18 protein-coding genes are annotated in these 20,172 nt (G+C 63.5%); 3 read left to right on the top strand and 15 right to left on the bottom strand.

Annotation, left to right across the window (positions count from 1 at the left end; translation table 11 throughout):
* The first annotated feature begins 1 nt into the window (after position 1).
* Complete coding sequence (locus DEM26_RS03420) at positions 2 to 2,200, top strand: glycoside hydrolase family 2 protein (protein WP_109171903.1); 2,199 nt, start codon at positions 2 to 4, stop codon at positions 2,198 to 2,200.
* Between the two features lie 244 nt (positions 2,201 to 2,444).
* Here the strand turns inward: DEM26_RS03420 and DEM26_RS03415 are convergent, their stop codons facing one another.
* Entirely contained in the window at positions 2,445 to 3,047 is a 603-nt protein-coding gene (locus tag DEM26_RS03415) for an autoinducer binding domain-containing protein (RefSeq protein WP_157771559.1), read from the bottom strand.
* A 127-nt stretch (positions 3,048 to 3,174) separates the two neighbouring features.
* On the opposite strand from DEM26_RS03415, the gene DEM26_RS03410 reads away from it, so the two are divergent.
* Complete coding sequence (locus DEM26_RS03410) at positions 3,175 to 3,645, top strand: autoinducer binding domain-containing protein (RefSeq protein ID WP_088719221.1); 471 nt, start codon at positions 3,175 to 3,177, stop codon at positions 3,643 to 3,645.
* A 70-nt stretch (positions 3,646 to 3,715) separates the two neighbouring features.
* Here DEM26_RS03410 and DEM26_RS03405 read toward each other — a convergent pair whose 3' ends face one another.
* From DEM26_RS03405 to DEM26_RS03375, 7 genes are all read right to left on the bottom strand, one after another.
* The gene (locus tag DEM26_RS03405) at positions 3,716 to 4,756 is read right to left on the bottom strand and encodes an aldo/keto reductase (RefSeq protein ID WP_109171702.1); all 1,041 of its coding nucleotides are present in this window, start codon (positions 4,754 to 4,756) and stop codon (positions 3,716 to 3,718) included.
* Between the two features lie 9 nt (positions 4,757 to 4,765).
* The gene (locus tag DEM26_RS03400) at positions 4,766 to 5,398 is read right to left on the bottom strand and encodes a dihydroxyacetone kinase subunit L (protein WP_199224625.1); all 633 of its coding nucleotides are present in this window, start codon (positions 5,396 to 5,398) and stop codon (positions 4,766 to 4,768) included.
* An 8-nt stretch (positions 5,399 to 5,406) separates the two neighbouring features.
* The gene (locus tag DEM26_RS03395; protein ID WP_109171701.1) at positions 5,407 to 6,408 is read right to left on the bottom strand and encodes a dihydroxyacetone kinase subunit DhaK; all 1,002 of its coding nucleotides are present in this window, start codon (positions 6,406 to 6,408) and stop codon (positions 5,407 to 5,409) included.
* Between the two features lie 4 nt (positions 6,409 to 6,412).
* Positions 6,413 to 7,468 carry an ABC transporter permease gene (locus DEM26_RS03390; RefSeq protein ID WP_166504566.1) on the bottom strand — a complete coding sequence of 352 codons (1,056 nt, stop codon included), beginning with the start codon at positions 7,466 to 7,468 and terminating at the stop codon, positions 6,413 to 6,415.
* Entirely contained in the window at positions 7,468 to 8,997 is a 1,530-nt protein-coding gene (locus DEM26_RS03385) for a sugar ABC transporter ATP-binding protein (protein WP_109171700.1), read from the bottom strand. Before DEM26_RS03385 ends, DEM26_RS03390 begins: the two co-directional genes overlap by 1 nt.
* A 120-nt stretch (positions 8,998 to 9,117) precedes the next feature.
* Positions 9,118 to 10,125: a substrate-binding domain-containing protein gene (locus tag DEM26_RS03380; protein ID WP_075776408.1), complete on the bottom strand. Its 1,008-nt coding sequence runs from the start codon at positions 10,123 to 10,125 to the stop codon at positions 9,118 to 9,120.
* Positions 10,126 to 10,157: 32 nt separating this feature from the next.
* Positions 10,158 to 11,171: an ABC transporter permease gene (locus DEM26_RS03375; protein ID WP_075776409.1), complete on the bottom strand. Its 1,014-nt coding sequence runs from the start codon at positions 11,169 to 11,171 to the stop codon at positions 10,158 to 10,160.
* Between the two features lie 190 nt (positions 11,172 to 11,361).
* Here DEM26_RS03375 and DEM26_RS03370 point away from each other — a divergent pair, with 190 nt between their 5' ends.
* Complete coding sequence (locus tag DEM26_RS03370; RefSeq protein ID WP_199224624.1) at positions 11,362 to 12,414, top strand: LacI family DNA-binding transcriptional regulator; 1,053 nt, start codon at positions 11,362 to 11,364, stop codon at positions 12,412 to 12,414.
* A gap of 33 nt (positions 12,415 to 12,447) precedes the next feature.
* Here the strand turns inward: DEM26_RS03370 and DEM26_RS03365 are convergent, their stop codons facing one another.
* From DEM26_RS03365 to DEM26_RS03335, 7 genes are all read right to left on the bottom strand, one after another.
* On the bottom strand, positions 12,448 to 13,536 hold the full coding sequence (locus DEM26_RS03365) for a tartrate dehydrogenase (RefSeq protein WP_109171699.1): 1,089 nt from the start codon (positions 13,534 to 13,536) through the stop codon (positions 12,448 to 12,450).
* Positions 13,537 to 13,543: 7 nt separating this feature from the next.
* Positions 13,544 to 14,386, bottom strand: a complete 843-nt coding sequence (locus DEM26_RS03360) for an SDR family NAD(P)-dependent oxidoreductase (RefSeq protein ID WP_109171698.1) — start codon at positions 14,384 to 14,386, stop codon at positions 13,544 to 13,546.
* 43 nt (positions 14,387 to 14,429) lie between these two features.
* The gene (locus tag DEM26_RS03355; protein ID WP_088724567.1) at positions 14,430 to 15,455 is read right to left on the bottom strand and encodes a LacI family DNA-binding transcriptional regulator; all 1,026 of its coding nucleotides are present in this window, start codon (positions 15,453 to 15,455) and stop codon (positions 14,430 to 14,432) included.
* Between the two features lie 120 nt (positions 15,456 to 15,575).
* Positions 15,576 to 16,469 (bottom strand): NAD-dependent epimerase/dehydratase family protein, encoded by an 894-nt coding sequence (locus DEM26_RS03350; RefSeq protein ID WP_075776453.1) that lies wholly within the window; start codon positions 16,467 to 16,469, stop codon positions 15,576 to 15,578.
* Positions 16,470 to 16,516: 47 nt separating this feature from the next.
* Positions 16,517 to 18,019 carry a sugar ABC transporter ATP-binding protein gene (locus DEM26_RS03345; protein WP_088719228.1) on the bottom strand — a complete coding sequence of 501 codons (1,503 nt, stop codon included), beginning with the start codon at positions 18,017 to 18,019 and terminating at the stop codon, positions 16,517 to 16,519.
* A 65-nt stretch (positions 18,020 to 18,084) separates the two neighbouring features.
* Entirely contained in the window at positions 18,085 to 19,017 is a 933-nt protein-coding gene (locus DEM26_RS03340) for a sugar-binding protein (protein ID WP_077701127.1), read from the bottom strand.
* Positions 19,018 to 19,184: 167 nt separating this feature from the next.
* Positions 19,185 to 20,147: an ABC transporter permease gene (locus tag DEM26_RS03335; RefSeq protein ID WP_088722052.1), complete on the bottom strand. Its 963-nt coding sequence runs from the start codon at positions 20,145 to 20,147 to the stop codon at positions 19,185 to 19,187.
* Positions 20,148 to 20,172: the final 25 nt, after the last annotated feature.

Here is a 20,172-nt window from a genome sequence, read left to right as displayed (position 1 = left end):
GATGAGAGAGATCAGCAAACTGAACGGAGGCTGGACCTTCGCGGAAGGCTTCGACACTGCCAAGGTCGCAGAGCCCCTACAGGGCGAGACGGTCACCCTACCCCATAACGCCGCCGACCTGCCGATGAGCTATTTCGACGAGCGCGACTTCCAGCGCCCCTTCACCTATCAGCGTGAGATCGCATGGAACGATGCGTGGGCGGGAAAGCTGGTCCGGCTGCGGTTCGATGCGGCGATGGCCGATGCGGTGGTCTATGTGAACGGCGCCGAAGTGCTGCGTCACCGCGACGGCTATACGCCCTTCACCGTAGATCTGACGGACCGCTTTGTAGACGGCAAGGCGTTGGTGACGGTGCATATCGACGGTTCGGAAAACCCCGAGATCCCACCTTTCGGTGGCCGCATCGACTACCTCACCTATGCCGGGATTTATCGCGACGCCTGGTTGGAGGTGCTGCCCGAGGCACATATCGCAAGCGTGAAGATCGAGACGCCCGACGTGCTGGCCGAGACCAAGCGCGTTCTGGTCAAGCTCGACGCGCCGGGCCCGGTGGAGGCGGTTCTGTCGGACGCCGAGGGCCACGAGATCGCACGCGGCCTGGGCACGGGCGAAATCAGCTTCGATGGCCTCGCCGATATCACGCTCTGGTCGGTCGAGACGCCCGCGCTCTACACACTGACGCTGACCTTGATCGAGAGCGGCGACCGCCTCACCCAGCGCTTCGGCTTCCGTCACGCGGAATTCACGCCCGAGGGCTTTTTCCTCAACGGGGAGCGCGTGGTTCTGCGCGGCCTCAACCGGCATCAGAGCTTCCCCTATTCGGGCTATGCCCAAGGCAAACGCAGTCAGGAGCGCGACGCGGAAATCCTGCGCTACGATCTGGGCTGCAACGTCGCGCGCACCTCGCATTACCCGCAAAGCCCCTATTTCCTCGACCGCTGCGACGAAATCGGCCTAATGGTCTTCGAGGAAATCCCCGGCTGGCAGCATATCGGCGGCGACATCTGGCAAGATGAATCGGTGCGCAATGTCGAGCGGATGATCCGGCGCGACTGGAACCACCCCTCGATCATCATCTGGGGCGTTCGGATCAACGAGAGTCCCGATGCGGAAACGTTCTACAAACGCACCAATGCCCTCGCGCGTGAGCTGGATGCGACGCGCCCCACCGGCGGCGTGCGCTGCATCACCGACAGCCAACTGCTCGAAGACGTCTACACCATGAACGATTTCATCCTGGGGGATTTCGAACTGCCCTTCTCGAACCGCCCGCGTACGAGCTTGCGCGATCAGCAGGAGGTGACGGGGCTTCCCACGCGCGTGCCCTATCTGGTGACCGAGTATAACGGGCACATGTATCCCACCAAGGCGGGCGACCCCGAGCATCGCCAGCACGAGCATGTGCTGCGCCATCTCGACGTGCTCAACGCCGCCCACGATCCCGATGCCGGACTTGCAGGCTGCATCGGCTGGTGCATGTTCGACTACAACACGCACAAGGATTTCGGCGCGGGGGACCGGATCTGCCATCACGGCGTGATGTCGATCTTCCGCGAGCCGAAATTCGCAGCCTACGCCTATGCCAGCCAGCGCGATCCCGACGAGGCGATCGTGATGGAGCCGGTCACCGTATGGTCGCGCGGCGAGCGAAATATCGGCGGGGTGATCCCGCTGATCGTGCTGACCAATTGCGACGAGGTGGAGTTGTCCTACGCCGACGTGGTCAAGCGCGTCGGGCCCGACCGCACACGCTTCCCGCATCTGCCCCATGCGCCAGTCGTCATCGATTACGACCATTTCACCCCCGACGAGGTGACCGCCTGGGGGGAGAGCTGGCATGCGGGCCGCCTGCGCGGATACCTGAACGGGGAGTTGGTGATCGAGCGCGACTTCCCCGCCGACGCGATGTTCGACCGGCTGGAAGTGGCGCCCGATGTCACCGAAGCCGAGGCCGATCCGAGCGACGAGATCCGGGTGATGATCCGCGCTCGCGATCAGGCAGGCAACAAGCTGCATTTCCTAAACGAGCCGGTGTTCCTAGACGTCGAAGGTCCGGCGAAGCTGATCGGCCCCGATTGCGTGGCGCTCGCGGATGGCGCGACCGGCTGCTGGCTCCGCCTGACGGGTGAGCGCGGCAAGATCAGGGTGACCGCGCGGCTTCGTGACAAAATCGAGTCGGTGGAAATTGCGGCGCTGTGATTGGCAAGGGCGCAGGAGCGTATCGCTCGCGCCCTCTCCATCGCAGACTATCGATGAAGATTGACCGCGCGACGCAGGCGATGCGCGATCACCTGTCGCGGATTCTCGATCAGATCGACCGCATCCAGGACGATCACACCGAGCTTTTCGAGGTCGCACCACAGAGCTGAGTTCGGGACGGGGTGAATTATTTCCGAGGCCCTGCCCGCCGAGTCCGTGTGCATCAACGAGGCGGTCGGGACGCTTACAGGAGGCCTCGGCTCGCGGCGATGCTCGCAGCCTCTCGCAAGGTCTTCGCCCCGAGCCGGTCGGCAGCGCCCCTGAGCCGCGCCTTGACGCCCCCGACGGAGAGCTGCAATTCGTGGGCGACCTGCTTGTGGAGATAGCCCTTGGAATAGAGTTGGAGCGCTTCCATTTGCGCCTCGGTCGGCATCTCGGGCTCGTCCGAATGGATGCGCGAGAGAACCCTCTCGATCTCTTTCATTTCGGAAACTCGAAGCTCCCGGTCTGAGCGCGCAAAGATGCCAAGGCTCCGCTTCGGCATCTCCTGCGTCCCGTGGATCGACACGACACCTCCGAATTCGAAGCCGAAAGACCGATAGTCGCGCATGAAGCTCGTGCCGACGAAGCTGTCTATTTCACCCCACCGCGCATAGCCCGAATTTTCCTGGCACCAGCGCAGCAGCGGATCGGCCAGCGCCAACCCGGAAAACGTGTAATGATTGATCCATTCAGGCGGAAACAGGTTCAACTCGGCTTCGGGCGCGAAAAAGCCAGCCCGCAAGGCGACGTAGCAGCCTGCTGGAGCGAGATCGGCGAAAAGGCTCTGGTGATCACGAAGAATCATGCCGTTTCGAACTTCCATTCTGTCCGAGTGCTCAATAGTCACTACGGAAGTGCGGCTCGGTTGGACCAAGATAGTTCCGCAATGCGTTGGTCGAGGGATTCACTGAACATAATACAAGGGTAGCTGCATGATCGATGTGCGTACATTGCGCCGGAAATTGCAACTTATGAGTGCAATATCAGACTGGAAATTCGCCTTAGGGCTGCATGTGCGCTTTGCAAACCCTACACTCCTATACCAGACATATCCACAGGAATGGATCGATTTCTATACTGCGAACGGTCTCGTGTTCCGGGATCCGACGGTCAGATGGGCCATGACGCATACAGGCATTTGCGATTGGTCCGAGCTCGCGGAGCAGGACGAGAGCAACGTGTTCGGTCAGGCGGCCGAGTTCGGACTGCGCTATGGGAAGGCCGTCGCTGTCGGTGACGAGACCCGGTCCGCCGGTTTCTTCGCCCATCCTTCGCGAAGGATCGAACAGGCCGAAGTCGAGGAAGCGCACGCACTCCTCAAGCAATTGCACGACATGACGAAGGGCGTGGAACTTATGCCTGCGGAAGAGTTGAAGCGCCTCCGGGCCGAACTGCACCCCTGAGGTCTTCGCGCGGCACGAAACGAGTTCGCCCGTGCCGGGCGATAGCTTAAGTTGATCCCGCCGGGCTCGATTAGCCCGTCACGATCCCGTCCGCCGGGCCGAAGCGCGGCTTGGCGAATTGTTCCTGATGCCACAGCGGGTAGATCAGGGGCGGGCGGCTGACCTCGTCGAGGCGGGCGAGATCTTCGGTGGAGAGCTTGACGTCGAGCGCGCGGAAGTTGCGCTCGAACTGCGCCACCGTGCTACCGCCGACCACCAGCGAGGCAACGCCGGGACGGGTGAGCAGCCATGCCAGCGCGATCTGCGCAGCTTCGACGCCATGCGCCTCGCCGAGCGCGTTCAGCACATCGACGATCTTCCAGAGCCGCTCCTGATCGCGGATCGGCGGCTCGGTCCAGCCCTTGGCCTGACGGCTGCCCTCCGCCACCGGATTGTCGCGGGTGTGTTTGCCCGACAGCAGCCCCGCCGCAAGCGGGCTCCAGACGGTCGCGCCGACGCCCTGATCGACCGCGATCGGCAAAAGCTCGTATTCCGCCTCGCGCGCCTCGAGCGTGTAGTGGATCTGTTGCGTAACGAACCGCGCCCGACCCGGCTTCTCCGAGGCCATCAGCGATTTCATGACCTGCCAGCCGGTATAGTTCGAGCAGCCCGCATAGCGGATCTTGCCCTGATCGATCAGCGTCTGCAGGGCTTCGAGCGTTTCCTCGACCGGGGTTTGGCCGTCCCATTCATGGATATGATAGATGTCGATGTGATCGGTGCGCAGACGTTTCAGGCTGCGCTCACATTCGCGGATCAGGTGCCAGCGGCTCGCGCCCTCGCCATTGGGGCCGTCATCGATCGGCATGCGAGCTTTCGACGAGATCAGCACCTTGTCACGGCGGCCTTCCAGCGCCTCGCCCACGATCTCTTCGGCGGTGCCGGTGGAATACATGTTCGCCGTGTCGATCAGGTTCACACCGTGGTCGATCACGCAATCGAACAGGTCGCGGGCCTCGGCCACGCCCTGACTGCCGACCATCGCGAAGGGACCTTCGCCGCCGAAGGTGAAAGTGCCCATCGCGAGGGCCGAAACCTTCAGCCCGCTCCGTCCCAGCGTATTATAGTGCATGTCCCTCTCCTACGCGCCCAAGGCAGCGCTTGTCTCTTCGATGAGGATGCAGGCGACGGTGCCGCCCGCGTCCTGAATTCCCTTGGATTTCTCGCCGAACGCGGCAGCCTTGCCGTGCTGGGCTTCCATCTCCTTGGTCGCCTCCAGCGCCTCTTTCGCAGCTTGGGCTGCTGCGTGTGATGCCTCGGCGGGCGATGCGCCCGCCTGCGCCTGCGCGGCGATGGTCTCGGCGACCGGGTGCAGCACGTCGAGTACGGTCTTGTCACCCAGCTGCGCCTTGCCGCGCTGCGCGATCCCGTCGCGGAAGGCAGCCCAGAAATCGGCCAGCGCGGCGGTGTCCATCACTTCCGCACCGTCGAGTGCCTTCGCTCCGCGCAGGAAACCCGTTGCCATCAGCGTGCCCATGGTCGAGGGCGCGGCTTTCGCGATCGCGGCGCCCGCGGTCTTCATCCCGTCTGCCAGCGTCTCGGGCGCCTTTTCCTCAAGGGCGGCCGCTGCGGCGGCGAAACCCTTCGCCATGGTCAGACCCAGATCGCTGTCGCCGACCTTGCCGTCGAGCTCGATCAGGGCCTGTTTCTCGGCGGCGAACCGGTCCCGATAGCGGTTGAACAGACCCGGCAGCGCACTTGCATTCATCGTCATGGCAGCCCTCACTTCGCGATATGTTTGAAGAACGGCGTCGTCGCGCTGCGTTCGATGAGCGGCTTCAGCTCGTCATCGAGATGCAGGACCGAGATCGAGGCGCCCGCCATCTCCATCGAGGTCGCGAATTCACCGATCCAGACCTGCGCGATGGTCACGTTGCGTTCTGCGAACAGCTGCGAGATGCGGCGGTAGAAGATGTAAAGCTCTTCCATCGGCGTCGCGCCCAGCCCGTTGACGATGATCGCCACCTCGTCGCCTGCCGCGTAATCCTGCTCGGCGAAGATGCGCTCCATCATTTCGTCCACGACGGCATCTGCGGGCTCGAGCGTCTTGCGGGTGATCCCCGGCTCGCCATGGATGCCCATGCCGATTTCCATCTCGTCTTCGCCGAGCGTGAAGCTGGGCTTGCCGACCTCGGGAACGATACAGGGCGTCAGCGCCACGCCCATTGTGCGGGTGCGCGACTTCGCCTTCTCGGTCAGACGGACGACCTCGGAGAGCGGCTTCATCTCGGCGGCGGCGGCTCCCGCGACCTTGTAGAGGAAGACGATCCCGGCGACGCCGCGGCGCTTGTGTTCCTCGCCCGGCTTGGAGGAGGCCACATCGTCATTGCCGACCACGGTGGCGGTTTCGATATCGTCGACCTCGGCCAGTTCCCCGGCGAGGTCGAAGTTCATGATGTCGCCGCTGTAATTGCCGTAGAGATAGAGAACCCCTGCCCCCTGATCGACATGCTTTGTCACTTCGAGGATCTGGTCCGAGCTGGGCGACTGGAACACGCCGCCGACACCCGCACCGTCGAGCATCCCGTCGCCGACATAGCCGAGGAACAGCGGCAGGTGGCCGGAGCCGCCCCCCGTCACGATCCCAACCTTGCCGGGGACCGGGTTCGCCGTCACGAAGCAATGCAGATCGTCCGCGACATGGGTCACTTCCGGATGGGCGGCGTAAATCCCCTCCAGCATCTCTTCGACGAAATCTTCGGGTTTGTTGAGAAACTTCTTCATCGGATCACTCTGCTTTGCGTTGCTTGGGTTTTTGCTTGCGGCGCACGAAGAAGGCCGCTGCGAGAAGGATGAACGCGCCCACGACAAGGCGCTGCCAGGTGCTGGGGATGCCCACCAGAACCAGCGTGTTGCTGACCACGGTGATCAGGAGAACACCCGCCACGGTGCCCAGCACCGAGCCCGTGCCGCCGGTGATCCGCGCCCCGCCGAGAACGACGGCGGCGATCACCTCGATCTCGGTGCCGACCAGATCGAACGGGTTGGCCATGCGGGTCGCGCTGACATGGATGATGCCTGCGAGACCTGCGAGCGCCCCCGCGAAGGCGAAGACGAAGACATGCACCACGCGCTGGCCATAGCCGAGCCGCGCCGCGACCTCCGGGTTGCCGCCGGTGGCAAAGATCGCCCGCCCCATCAGCGTGCGGTCGAACAGGAACCAGGCCAGCCCGACGACGACCGGGAAGATCAGGAAATAGGCGGGCAGATCGACGGTCACGCCATTGGCGCCCTGAAACTGGTAGAGCGCGGCCTTGCCGAAGGCGGTCATCTGCGGCGGAAGCTCCATCAGCCAAACCGTGCCCACGAAGGCCAGCAGGATGCCGCGGAACAGGTATTGCGTGCCGATCGTGACGATCAGCGAGGGCACGCGCAGCCCGTGAACCAGAAGGCCGTTCACCGCGCCCAGAAGCGCACCGGCCACAACTGCAATCGCGATGATCGCCGCCATCGGCAGATCGGGCGCCACGGTGATCACGAATTTCGTAAGCGAATACATTGTCAGCGCCGCGATCGCGGTGAAGGAGACGTCGATGCCCCCTGCCGCGAGAATGGCGAAGACACCGAGCGCGAAGAGCCCGGTCACCACGCTCGCGCGGCCCATATCGATGAGCGAGCCCGGCTGCAGAAAGTTGGGGTTGATGATCGACACCGCCACGCAGATCACGACGAGGATGGTCAGCGTCACCATCTCGGGGCGACGTCGCAGGGTCTCCCAAATCGTCAGTTTGTCCTCGGGACGTTTGGGCGTTGATCGGTCATTCATCTCTTGCACCATGGTCATCAGGCAGCCTCGTTCGCCGAGCCAAGCATCGATTGGTAAATACGGTTCTCGTCGGTGGTCGCGGCGTCGAGTTCATCGACGAGGCGACCGCGATTCATCACGAGGATCCGGTCGCAGTTCTGCAGCAGTTCCGGCAGGTCGTCGGAGACGATGATCAGCCCGATCCCGCGCTCCGCCATCGCCTGGATCGCGCGGTAGATCGTGTCCTTCGACCCGACATCGACGCCGACGGTCGGGCCATGAAGCACCAGCAATTTCGGCTCGATGCTGAGCCACCGGCCGATCAGCACGCGCTGCTGGTTGCCGCCCGAGAGCGCCGAGACCGGCAGGTCGATATTGCCGGTATTGAGGTTCATCGCCTCGGAAATCTTGCTCGCCGCCTCGCGCCCCTTGCGCTTGTCGACGACGCCCCCGCGCCCACGGAGCCGGTCGAGGATCAGCGTCACCTCGTTCTGGTAGATCGACTTCTGCAGGAACAGCCCTTCGGAGAGGCGGTCCTCGGGGACATAGCCGATGCCGCGTGCAATCGCGTCCGCGGGCGAGTCGAGATGCACCCGCGCGCCGGAAATCTCGATATGGCCGGAGCTCAGCGATTGATGGCCGGCCAGCGCGAGCGCGACCTCGTTGCGACCGGAATCCGAAAGACCGGTGATGCCAAGCACCTCGCCAGCCTTCAGCGAGAAGGCGACATCCTCGAAGTCCGCGCCGGAGCTCGCCCCCTCGACGCGCAGCACCTCTTCGGCGCGCGGCGCGCCATTGCGGTAGCGCATCGTGTCCAGTTCGCGCCCGGTCATCAGATGCGAAAGCTCGGCGCGGGAATAGTCCGCGATCGGGCCCTGCGAGATACACTCGCCATCGCGGAAGATGATCGCTTGCCCGCCGATGCGGTAGCACTCCTCCAGTTTGTGGGTCACGAACAGCACCGCGACGTCGCGTTCGAGCAATTTGCCGACCAGTTCGATCAGCGCGTCGACCTCGTGCCGGGTGAGCGAAGTGGTCGGCTCGTCCATGATAACCAGCCGCGCGTCGGCGGCGATGGCCCGCGCGATGGCGACGCGCTGCCGGATCGCAAGCGGCAGATCCCCGACCATTGTGTTAAGGAGTTTCGCCGTCGGCTCCAGCCCGACATTACGGATTGCCTCGCGGGCCGTTTCGCGCAGACGGCGGCGGTTCAGCAGCCGCATCAGGCGCCCGTTGCCGCTCACCAGTTGGTCGCCAAGCGCGACATTTTCCACGACGGAGAGGTTCGGCAGCAGGGAGAGGTCCTGATAGACCGTCTCGATCCCCGCTTCGAGCGACTGGATCGGCGACAGCTCGCTATGCGCCTGCCCATCGAGCACGATCTCTCCCTCGCTGGGCGCATGGGCGCCCGAAATAATCTTGATGAAGGTGCTCTTGCCGCAGCCATTCTCGCCCAGCAGGTGATAGGCGACACCAGTGTCGATCGTTACGTCGACGCCGCGCAGCGCGTGAACACCGCCAAAGCGTTTGTGGATGCCGCGCAGCTCCAGAAAATGTCCGTCTGACATCTGATTGCTCCCCCTGAACACCGGTCTTTTCCGTCCCATGCGCCGCAGCTCCTCCAGCCTAGGCACGGGCGGTTCGAAAGCCGGCCGGGGCTGCCCCCGGCCGACCGATTTTTTCACGTCTTAGAAAAGGGTCTCTTTGTAGGTATCCTTGTCGACGAGAACCATGCCGTTACCCACGACGAGCACGCCGTCACCGGCACCGGGGCGCACGCTGACACTGTGGTAGCCGTCGACACCCAGATCCATGCCGTCGGTGATCTCTTCACCCGCGAGGATCTTGGTGGCCAGCGAGTTCATCGCCATCCCGGCCTTCTGCGGATCCCAGAAACCGATCGCGGTGATCGCACCGCTGTCGAGATAGGCCGCCGAGGGGTTCGGCAGACCGGTGCCCACAAGGCAGACCTTGCCGGCCAGACCGGCTTCTTCGATCGCGCGACCGACGCCGAGCACATCATTGCCCGCCGAAGTCTGGAAGCCCTTGATATCCGGGTGCTTGCGCAGGATTTCCTTGGCTTTCTCGTAGGTGCCCTGGGCGTCGTCGAAGCTTTCGTTGTTCGGATCGACGAGTTCCATATCCGGGTATTTCTTCGCGTTCTCCTCGCCCGCGCCGACCCACTGCATGTGGGTGCGGCTGCCCAGCGAGCCGACGAAGGTCGTCCACTTGCCCTTGCCGCCCATGCACTTGGCCAGACGCTCGTTCAGCGCCGCACCATATTCCGCGTTATCGAAGGCTTCGACATCGGCCATGGTGTTCTTCTGGTTGTCAGCCTCGTGGGTCACGACGACGATGCCGCGATCCATCGCGCGCTTGAGCACGCCTTCGAGGATCGCCGGATCCATCGGCACGACGGCCAGCGCATCGACGCCGCGCGCGACGAGATCCTGCACGATCTGCAGCTGCTGGGCGGAATCCGCCGTGGCGGGGCCGACCTGCTCGATCTTCATGTCGGGATGTTCCTGCGCGTATTTCTCGACACCGGTTTTCATCCGGTCGAACCACGGGATACCGCTGATCTTGACGACCGTGGTGATCGACTTACCTTCCTGCGCTGCGACCCCTTGTGCGCCAGCCAGCATTGCCGCCGTGGTCGCGGCCAACAGGCCGATTTTCAGTCCTTTGAATGCCATGATGATCTCCTCCCTGGATTACATTCTTCGGCTCAGTGTTTCGGAGCGCGCGCCGCGCGCCCCAGCGAAAAGCGTGTGATGACCTGGTCGACCAGCTCGAAGCGGTTGACCGCGAGGAAGCACAGCAGCAGCGCGCCCCAGGCGAAATCCCGCACGAAATTCGAGAACCCGACGAAGTTCAGCAGGCTCGACAGAAGCTGCAGCGTGATCGCCGAAAGCACGACATTCACGATGCGCCCATAGCCGCCCTCGGGCCGCACCCCCGCCATCACCGCGACAAGGATCGCGATCAGCAGATAAGAGGTGCCGTAGTCCCATTTCACGTTGATGTTCCGCGCCGCGATGATGACCCCGGCCAGACCGGCCATCAGCCCCGAGAGCGCGTAGGTCGTGATCAGGATGCGGTCGCGATTGAAGCCGCTAAACAGCGCCGCCTTCGGGTTGGCGCCGGTCAGCATCAGCTTCATCCCGTAGGGCGTGAAGCGCAGCACCCCGCCCAGGATCAAAGCAGCGCCGAGGAAGATCAGGAAGCTCGCCGGCACTCCGAAGATCAGGCCATTGCCCAGATCGTAGAGCGCGGGCGGCGATCCGATCGTCACCGAGCGTCCTTCCGAGAACACGACCGCCGCGCCGGTGAAGGCCATCTGCGTGCCCAAGGTGCACAGGATCGGCGTGATCTCGAAACGCGAGATCAGAAATCCGTTCAGCGCACCGCCCAGCACGCCGATGATCAGACATCCCCCGGCGAAGGTGATAGTGAACAGCACGGGCGCTTCGTCGACCGGGAAGATCGACAGCGCAACAAGCCCCGAGGCCACGCCCGAGAGGTTCGCAAGCGCGATCCCCGACAGGTCGATCCCACCGTTGCCGGAGCACATCGCCAGCATCACGCCGATCGCGAGCAGCCCGATCTCGGGCACCTGGTTCGCCATCGATTGCAGATTGTAGATCGAAAGGTAATTGCCGCCGGATGCCGCCCCGCCGACTGCTAGAAGCAGCACGATGAGCACGGACAACACAAACAGGTTCCCATCCAGTTTCGACATCTCCTCCCCCGCGCCGTTTACTGAAGAATTATCTTATTTACTAAATTCGTACTATTATGTTTACTAAAGTCAACCCCGTTTGTTCACTAGCTGCTTCGAGCGCGAGCGAATAAAAAGACCGAACTTTCCGAAGGCCCGTTGTGCAGTGCGGGAGGTTCGCCCATAGATTGAAGGCCACATGAGCGACACGATGGAAATTGAGCCAAAAAAGCCGGTCACCCTGCGCGAAGTTGCCGGGCACGCGGGGGTTTCCGCTGCCACCGTTTCGCTGGTCCTGAACGACAAGGGCGACATCTCGGAGGCCACCCGCGCCCGCGTTTTGGAAGCGGTGGAGGCGTTGAACTACACCCCGCGCTCGAATCGGGCGCGGACCGAAGTCACCAACACGATCCGCTTTCTCAAGATCGCGCGCCACGGCCAGACGGTGAATCGCGACCACAACCACTTCATCTCGGACTATATCGACGGGATGTCTTTCGAGGCGCTTCGCCGCGACTACGCGCTGCAGGTCGTGAGCTACGAACAGGAATCGCTGCATCAACTGTTGTCGAGCCTGGACGGCTCGGAACCGCGCGGCATCGTCGTGCTCGGCACCGAACTTTCACGCGAAGATATCGAGACGATCATCGAGCGCGCGCCGCTACCGACCGTGCTCATCGACACCTACCACCCGTTCCTGAAGGCGAATTTCGTCGATATGGACAACGATCAACTCGTCTACGATGCGCTCTCGCATCTGGTTTCGCGCGGCTTTCGCAAGATCGGCTATGTCGGAAGTTACAGCGAGGTGATGAACTTCCGACTGCGTCAAACGGCTTTCCGGAACGCGGCCGCAGCGTTCGGATTGCAGAGCGAGGACGCGCAGGAACTTTCGGTGAAGTCGACGCTGGACGGCGCCTATGAAGAAGCCTTGACCCAGTTGAGCGACCGGCCTCTCGCGGATGCTTATTTCTGTGCGAATGACATCATCGCCTTCGGCTTCGTAAGGGCCTTGCGCGAATTGGGCCACAGAGTGCCGGAAGATGTTTCGGTCGTGGGCTTCGACAACCTTCCGACCTCGAGCGTCTTCGATCCGCCCCTGACTTCGGTCGACGTTCCGAAAGCGCGCATCGGCGCGATGGCGATCCGCCTGCTCGACGACCTCATCGCGACGGACGAGCGAGATCAATCTCCGGTGAAGGTCCTGATGACGGGGGAACTGGTTGTGCGCGATAGCGTGGCGGATTTCAAACCACGGCGCTGAAACGCGAGAGCTTCTGAAGCTGCGACGTAACTTTCAGCTGCCCCCCACTATCTCGTCGAACGCACGGCAGAGCCGTTCCGTCACCTGTGCAGTGCCGGACGTGCCGCCGAGGTCGCGGGGGCGGCTTTCGGGATCCGCCGTCACGAGTTCGATCGCGCGCATCATTTGCGCCCCTGCCTCGGTCTCTCCGAGGTGCTCCAACATCATCGCCGCGCTCCAGAAGGTGCCGATGGGATTTGCGACGCCCTTGCCGGTGATGTCGAAGGCGGAGCCATGGATCGGCTCGAACATCGAGGGCGCAGCGCGCTCGGGGTTGAGGTTGGCCGTGGGCGCGATGCCGATAGAGCCGGCGAGCGCCGCAGCCAGATCCGAGAGGATGTCGGCGTGCAGGTTCGTGGCGACGATCGTGTCGAGCGAACGCGGATCGAGCGTCATGCGCACGGTCATCGCGTCGACCAGCATCCGGTCCCACGTCACGTCGGGAAACTCGGCCGCGATCTCGGCGGCGATTTCGTCCCAGAGCACGAGCCCGTAGCGCTGCGCGTTGGATTTCGTGACGACCGTCAGCCGTTTGCGCGGACGTGCCTGGGCCTGCGAGAAAGCCACGCGCATGATGCGTTCGACGCCCGCGCGGGTGAAGATGGCGGTCTCGGTGGCGACCTCATGCGGCTGGCCGCGATGGCTGCGCCCGCCCTGCCCCGCATATTCGCCCTCGGAATTCTCGCGCACGATAAGCCAGTCCAGATCGTCCGGGCCGACGCCCGCAAGCGGGCTCGACAGGCCGGGCAGGATCCGGGTGGGCCGCAGGTTCGCGTATTGATCGAGCCCCTGACAGATCGCGAGGCGCAGCCCCCAGAGCGTCAGGTGATCGGGCACGTCCGGCGCGCCGACCGCGCCGAAGAGGATCGCGTCATAGGCCCGCAGCGCGTCGACCCCGTCCGCGGGCATGAACGTGCCTTCGCGCTGATAGCGTTTCGAGCCCCAGTCGAAGCGGTCGACCTCCAGCCGAAAGGCGTTGGTATGGCGGCTCAGGTGATCGAGCGCCGTCAGCGCGGCGTCGACCACCTCCGGCCCGATCCCGTCGCCGGGGATGGCCGCGATACGATACACCCGGGTCGTCATGGCCGCATCACGCCTTCAGCCACGCCTTGAAGGCGTCATCGTAGTCGGGATGCCAGCGCGACAGCGGCGGGCGGTTCTCGGTGATGTCGCCCGCCGCCCAGAGGATGCGCTTCACGTCGGTCGCGCGGTCCACGTCGTTGTCCGGACACAGGATGTAGAAATCGCCGCGCTCGATCGCGTCAAAGAGGAATTCCACGACCTGTTCGGGCGTCCAGGCGCCAGCGGGTTTCTCGGTGCGCCCGCCCGCGGTCAGCGGCGTGTAGACGAAGCCCGGAATGAACAGCCGCGCCTCGACCTTGCAGTCCTCGCGGTTGCGCAACTCGTGCTGCAGCGCCTCGGTGAAGGCCTTCACGCCGGCTTTCGACACGTTATAGGCCGGATCGCCCGGGGGCGTGGTGATCCCCTGCTTGGAGCCGGTATTGACGATCAGGCCAGGCGTGCCCGACGCGATCATGCGCGGCGCGAAAATCTGGCTGCCACGAATGATCCCGCCCAGATTCACCTCGAGGATGCGGTCCCAGTTGCCTTCCTCATCGAAGATCGAACTGCCGGGCTGCATCCCCGCGTTGTTCATCAGCAGGTTGACCGGACCGAAGCGCGCCCAGACCTCGTCGGCGAGCGCCATGAGCTGCGCGCGGTCCGAGACGTCGGTCGCCAGCGTCATCACGTCCGCCTCCGCGGCACCCGCGGCGATCAGAGCGTCGGAGGCGGCGTCGAGCGCAGCCACCGGCAGATCGGCGATGCAAACGCGCATGCCAAGCCCGGCGAGGTGGCGGGCGGCAGCGAGGCCGATACCCGAGGCCCCTCCGGTGACGACTGCGACATTGCCTTTGGCGAGAGCGGGATGCATGGCATTTCTCCTTTCAGTTCGGTGTCCGAGATCGGCGCACGCTTCAGGCAGTCGCACCGGCGAAGACCTCGAAATCAGTGTCGATGATGGTCGGCGCAGACGGGCGTTCTGGCGAGGCCAGAACTTCCTCGATCGCCTTCTTGCCGATCAGGAAACGGTTCGAGCGGACGGTCGAGAGCGGCTGGGGCAGCTCCTTGCCGATATCGAGACCGTTGAAGCCGAATATGGCGAATTGGTCGGGCAGGCTGATGCCTTCGGCAAGGCAGTGGAAGACGCCGCCCACCGCCATGTCGTCGTTGGAATAGACCGCGACGTCGACCTGCGGGGCCGAAGCACGCAGGCGCGCTGTCTGTTCTCGACCCGTACCGACCGAGCTGGGCCCGTCATCGATCGCATGCGCCTCGATGGAGAGCCCCGCTTCGGACAGCGCCTCGCACAGCCCGTCATAGCGCAGCCGCGCGCGGCGGTCGGCCTCCCAGTCATGGCCGACATAGCCGAAATGGCGGTAGCCGCGTGAAATCAGGTGGCGACCGATGGCGTGGCCTGCACGGCGATGCGAGGTGCCCACCGCGATGTCGATCGGCGTGCTGTCGATATCCATCATCTCGACGACGCGGATGTCGCTCTGTTCTAGCATCTTGCGGGTCGCGTCGGTGTGATCGAACCCGGCCAGCAGGATCGCGGCCGGTTTCCAGCTGAGGATGCCGCGCACCACGGCCTCTTCGCGGTCCACATTATAATCCGTGGTCGAGATCACCGGCTGCAGGTCACTTCCCTCGAGCCCGGCATGGACGCCCTGCAGGACTTCCGGGAAGACGATGTTGGAGAGCGACGGGATGACGACGCCGACGAGGAAGGAGTCGAGCGAGGCCAGCGAGCCAGCGATGCGGTTGGGGACGTAGCCCATCGCGCGGACCGTCTCCATGACCTTCTCGCGGGTAGCTTCGGCGACGAGTCCCTTGTTGCGCATGATGCGAGAGACCGTCGACTCGCTGACATTGGCACGGCGCGCGACCTCGCGCACCGTGATCTTGCTTTTGCGGTCGGGCAATCGCTGCTTGGTCCCCATGACGCTTTCCTCCAATTCCTTTCGGGCAAGCCCGAGTCAATTACCCAGAAATGCACCTAGCGGCAGCGTTTTCAAAGGCCATACATGCATGGCGCGAAAACATCGCGGGGACCGTGGCGATCATACCTCCACGTATTTGCGCCACGGATGCGCTTCCTTGAAGCCCAGAACCTCGCGCGCCTTGCGGTTCGAGATCGGTGCCTCGTCGGCGCCCATCTCACGGGTGATCGGCGTATTCGGGCAGTATTTCTTCAAGAACTCGGTGGTCGGCATATCGGCGGTGATCGTGTCGTTGACCGCGTTGAACACCTGATAGCCCAGACCGTCCTTCTCGATGCACAGATGCACGATCTCACCCAGATCGCGCGCGTCAATATAGCTCCAGGCGTTGCGTTTGCGGCTCATCGGGTTCTCGAGGAACCCCTTGAACATGCCGTATTCATGGGGCTCGATCACGTTGCCGATGCGCAGCGCGTAAATATCGGCGCCGTAGCGGGCGGCGAAGGCGCGGGCGGTCTTCTCGTTGCAGACCTTGGAGAGCCCGTAGCTGTCCATCGGATCGCTGTCGTAATCTTCCTCGAGCGGGAAGGAGTGAAAATCCTTGTCGCCCTCGGCGAAGCACACGCCATAGGTCGTCTCGGACGAGGCGATGATCACCTTGCGCACGCCGAGCTTCATCGCCGCCTCGATCACGTTGTAGGTGCTCATGACGTTGGCCTGATAGGTCACGTTGTCGGGCTCGATCAGCACGCGCGGGATCGCGGCGAAATGCACGACCGCATCGGGCGGCGACGGCGGCGCGCCCTTCTCGAACCCGCCGAAGTCGTGGTGGGTGGTCAGCGCGTTGAACACGGCGCCGCTGTCGGTCACGTCGGTGATCAGCGTGTTCACGCCCGGGACGTCGAGCGGCTTGAGGTCGACGTTGAGCACATCGTAGCCCTTGCTCAGCAGATGCGGCACCGCATGACGCCCTGCCTTGCCGGTGCCGCCTGTGAATACTACGCGCTTGGTCATTTCAATCTCCGTTTCGTTCATTCGCTTTTCGGTTCGGCGGGACGGCCTCAGCCGGTCGCCGCCAGCATCACGCTTTCCTGCGTGGCGTTCTCTCGGGTCAGTTCGCCGCTGATCTTCCCCTCCTTCAGCACGATCACACGGTCGCTGATCGCCAGGATCTCCGGCAGGTCCGACGAGACGACGATGATCGACATGCCCTCCTCGGCCATCTTGCCCAACAACGTGTGCACCTCGGCCTTGGCGCCGATGTCGATCCCGCGCGTCGGCTCGTCGACGATCAGGATCTGCGGACGGCGCGCGGCCCATTTCGCCAAGACGACTTTCTGCTGGTTGCCGCCCGACAGGTTGAGCACCTTCTGCTCGGGCGACGGCGTCTTGATGCCCAGCGCGCGGATATAATCCGCACAGGCCGCCGTTTCCTTGCGACGGTTCACGAAGTCGAAGCTGCAATAGTCGCTCAGATGCGTCAGGGAAAAGTTCTCGCGCACCGACATGCCGAGGACAAGCCCTCGCGATTGCCGATCCTCGGTCACAAATCCGAGCCCATGCTCTATCGCGTCCGAGGGCGAGGAAATCCGCGCCGGTTTGCCGTTGATCGAAATCTCGCCGCTATGGGGGCGGCTGCCGAAAATCATCTCCATCACTTCGGTCCGTCCGGCACCGACCAGACCGAAGAAGCCCAGCACTTCGCCGCGATGCAGGTCGAAATCGACATCGCGCACGAACACTCCTTCGTCCTTCACGCGCTTTTCGGTGAGATTGCGCACCGACATCAGAACCTCGTCGGTCGCGTGGGAGGTGTGATGGCCGAAAAGCTGGTCGAGCTCGCGATCCACCATCAGGCGCACCAGCAGGTCGCTCGTCATCTCGGAGACGGGCCGTGTATCGACGGTGCGACCGTCGCGCAGCACTGTGACGCGGTCGGCGATTTCGAAGATTTCCTCGAGCTTGTGCGAGATGAAGACGATACCGACACCCTGCTCGGCCAGTTTGCGCGACATGCGCAACAGCGTCGAGGCCTCGTGGTGGCTGAGCGACGCGGTCGGCTCGTCCATGATGATGAGTTTGGAATTGTAGGAGATGGCGCGGGCGATCTCGATCAGCTGTCTCTGGCCGATCGAAAGCGTGCCGACCATAGCTTCCGGGTCGATTTCCACGCCAAGCTCGTGCAGCACCGCGCGGGTGTCCGCATTCATCTTGGTGCGGTCGATCAGGCCGGTGGGCAACAGCGGCTCGCGCGCGAGAAAGACGTTCTCGGCGACGGTGAGGTTGTTCACCACCGCGAGTTCCTGGTAGATGATCGAGATACCGAGCGACCGCGCATGGACCGGGTTCTTGATGACGACGGGTTCGCCCTCGACCCGGATCTCGCCGCCCGGATCGGCGCGCAGCACGCCTGTCATGATCTTCATCAGGGTGCTCTTGCCGGCGCCGTTTTCCCCTGCCAGCACATGCACCTCGCCGGAGTTGAGATGCAGGTCGACGTGGTCCAGCGCCTTCACCCCGGGAAAGGTCTTGGAAATGCTGATCATTTCGAGAAACGGTTTCATCGCGGCCTCAGGCTGAAGAATGTCGGGCGGGGCCACGCTTGGCCCCGCCCAGGTGTCGTCGGAGATTACTTGGTGTAGCTGTCGAGGTTGTCGGCAGTCACGACGGTCACACCGGTGTCGATGTTCTGCGGATCGGTCTCTTCACCCTTGATCTGGGCCACGAGATGCTCGACCGCCAGCTTGCCCATCGTGATCGGGCGCTGGACCATGATGCCGTCGATGAAGCCTTCCTTCACGCCCTTGATCGTGTCGGGCAGATCGTCGAACGCAAAGACCTTCAGCTTGCCTTTCTTGTCCGCGAACTCCTGCTGCGCGAGAACCTTCGCGACGGCCGGGCCGCCGACCTGGCTGATGCCGAAGATACCGGCGAGGTTCGGGTTTGCGCGCAGGAGCGCCTCGGTCACCGAAACGGCGCGGGCGAGGTCGTCCTCGGTGCCTTCGGTCGCGACCAGCTTGATGTCGGGATAGTCGGCCAGCGCTTCCTTCACGCCGTCGATCCGCTCGTTCAGGTTGGACGCACCAAGCTGACCGGTGACGATCGCCACCTCACCCTTGCCGCCGAGCGCTTCGGCCATGGACTTGCCCATGGTGACGCCCGCCTGCTTGTTGATCGTGCCGATATACATGCTGCGCGCGCTGTTGGCGCTGTCGCTGTCGAAGGTGACGACCTTGATACCCGCATCGGTGGCCTGCTTGATGATGCCCTCGACCGATTTCGGCTCGTTGACCGAGATCCCGATCCCGTCGACGTGACGCGCCATCAGATCCTCGATGATCTTGACCTGCGTCGAACCCTGCGTGTTCGCCGGCACCACCCACTGGTAGTTCACGCCCAGCTCTTTCGCTGCCTCGGCCCCGCCGGTGTTGCAGTCGTCGAAGAACGGAACGGCCACCTTCGGCACGAGCGCCACGGTGATGTCCTGAGCATAGGACGCAGCCGCCCCCATACCGGTTGCCAGGGCCAGAACCGCCGCGGCGGCTTTCATTGCAATACGCATCTTCTCTCCTCCTCCAGACCCGACCACGCGCGGCAGGCCTCTATTGTTGATGCAGTTTCGGTTTTGCGCCCCGCACCGGGGCCTTCTTCGTCCGGATCTCGCGCCGCTCTCTCCTCTTCGAGACGCGGTCCGGCTTCTTGATCTTGTTGCTTTCCGGACGACGCGGCTCAGCCGCGGCCGCCCATCCGATTGCGCAGCACGTCCAGACTGACCGCGATCAGGATCACGCCGCCAGTAATGGCCTGCTGGGCATAGGTATTGATGTTGAGCAGCACGACGCCGTTGGCGATCTCGCCGATCAGGGCGGCCCCGATGACCGCGCCCAGCACCGAGCCGATACCGCCCGCAAGGCTGGCCCCGCCGATTGCGGCGGCGGCGATCACCTCAAGCTCCGAACCGAAGCCGGACGCCGGTTCTGCCGACAGGTAGCGCGAAAAGGCGATAACGCCGGCCAGCGCAGAGATTGTCGAGGACAGGACGTAGACCGCGAGCTTGACGCGCTGGACCTTCACCCCGCTCAGACGTGCCGCGTTCTCGTTGCCGCCCGTGGCATAGACGTGCCGACCGAAGCGGGTCCGGGTCATGATGACGGTGAAGACGAGCGTCAGAACGAGCAGGATCACCACCGGCACCGGCACCGGGCCGACATAGCCCTGCCCCAGAAAGCTGAAGCTCTCGGGAGTGTCTGGGGTCAACGGCACGCCGTGGGTAATCATATACATCAAGCCGCGCCCGATGCTCAGCGTGCCGAGCGTGGCGATGAAGGGCGGTAGGCCGATCGCGGTGATCAGCAGCCCGTTGGTCAACCCGAAGGCAAGCCCGACACCGAGCCCCGCGGCCACCGCCGCATATTGCGAGTAGCCCGCATCGAAGCAGAGCGCCGTAATCAGACCGGCGAGCCCCATCGCGGAGCCCACCGACAGATCAATCCCGCCGGTGATGATGACCATCACCATGCCGATGCTCATGATGGCCGTCAGCGAGAACGCCCGCGACACCCCCATCAGGTTTGACACGGTCAGGAAATACGGTGTGAACAAGCTGATCAGCAGCCCCATCAGGATCAACGCGATCAGAACGTTGAATTCACGCATGTGACGCAGTTGAAGCAATTGATGCAGGACTCGCATGGATTTCCTTTCCGATGGCGTGACC

It is taken from the genome of Thioclava sp. NG1, assembly GCF_003122275.1.
GTDB lineage: Bacteria > Pseudomonadota > Alphaproteobacteria > Rhodobacterales > Rhodobacteraceae > Thioclava > Thioclava nitratireducens.
Note: the sequence above shows the minus strand (reverse complement) of the source record. Positions and strands in the feature narration are given on the sequence as shown.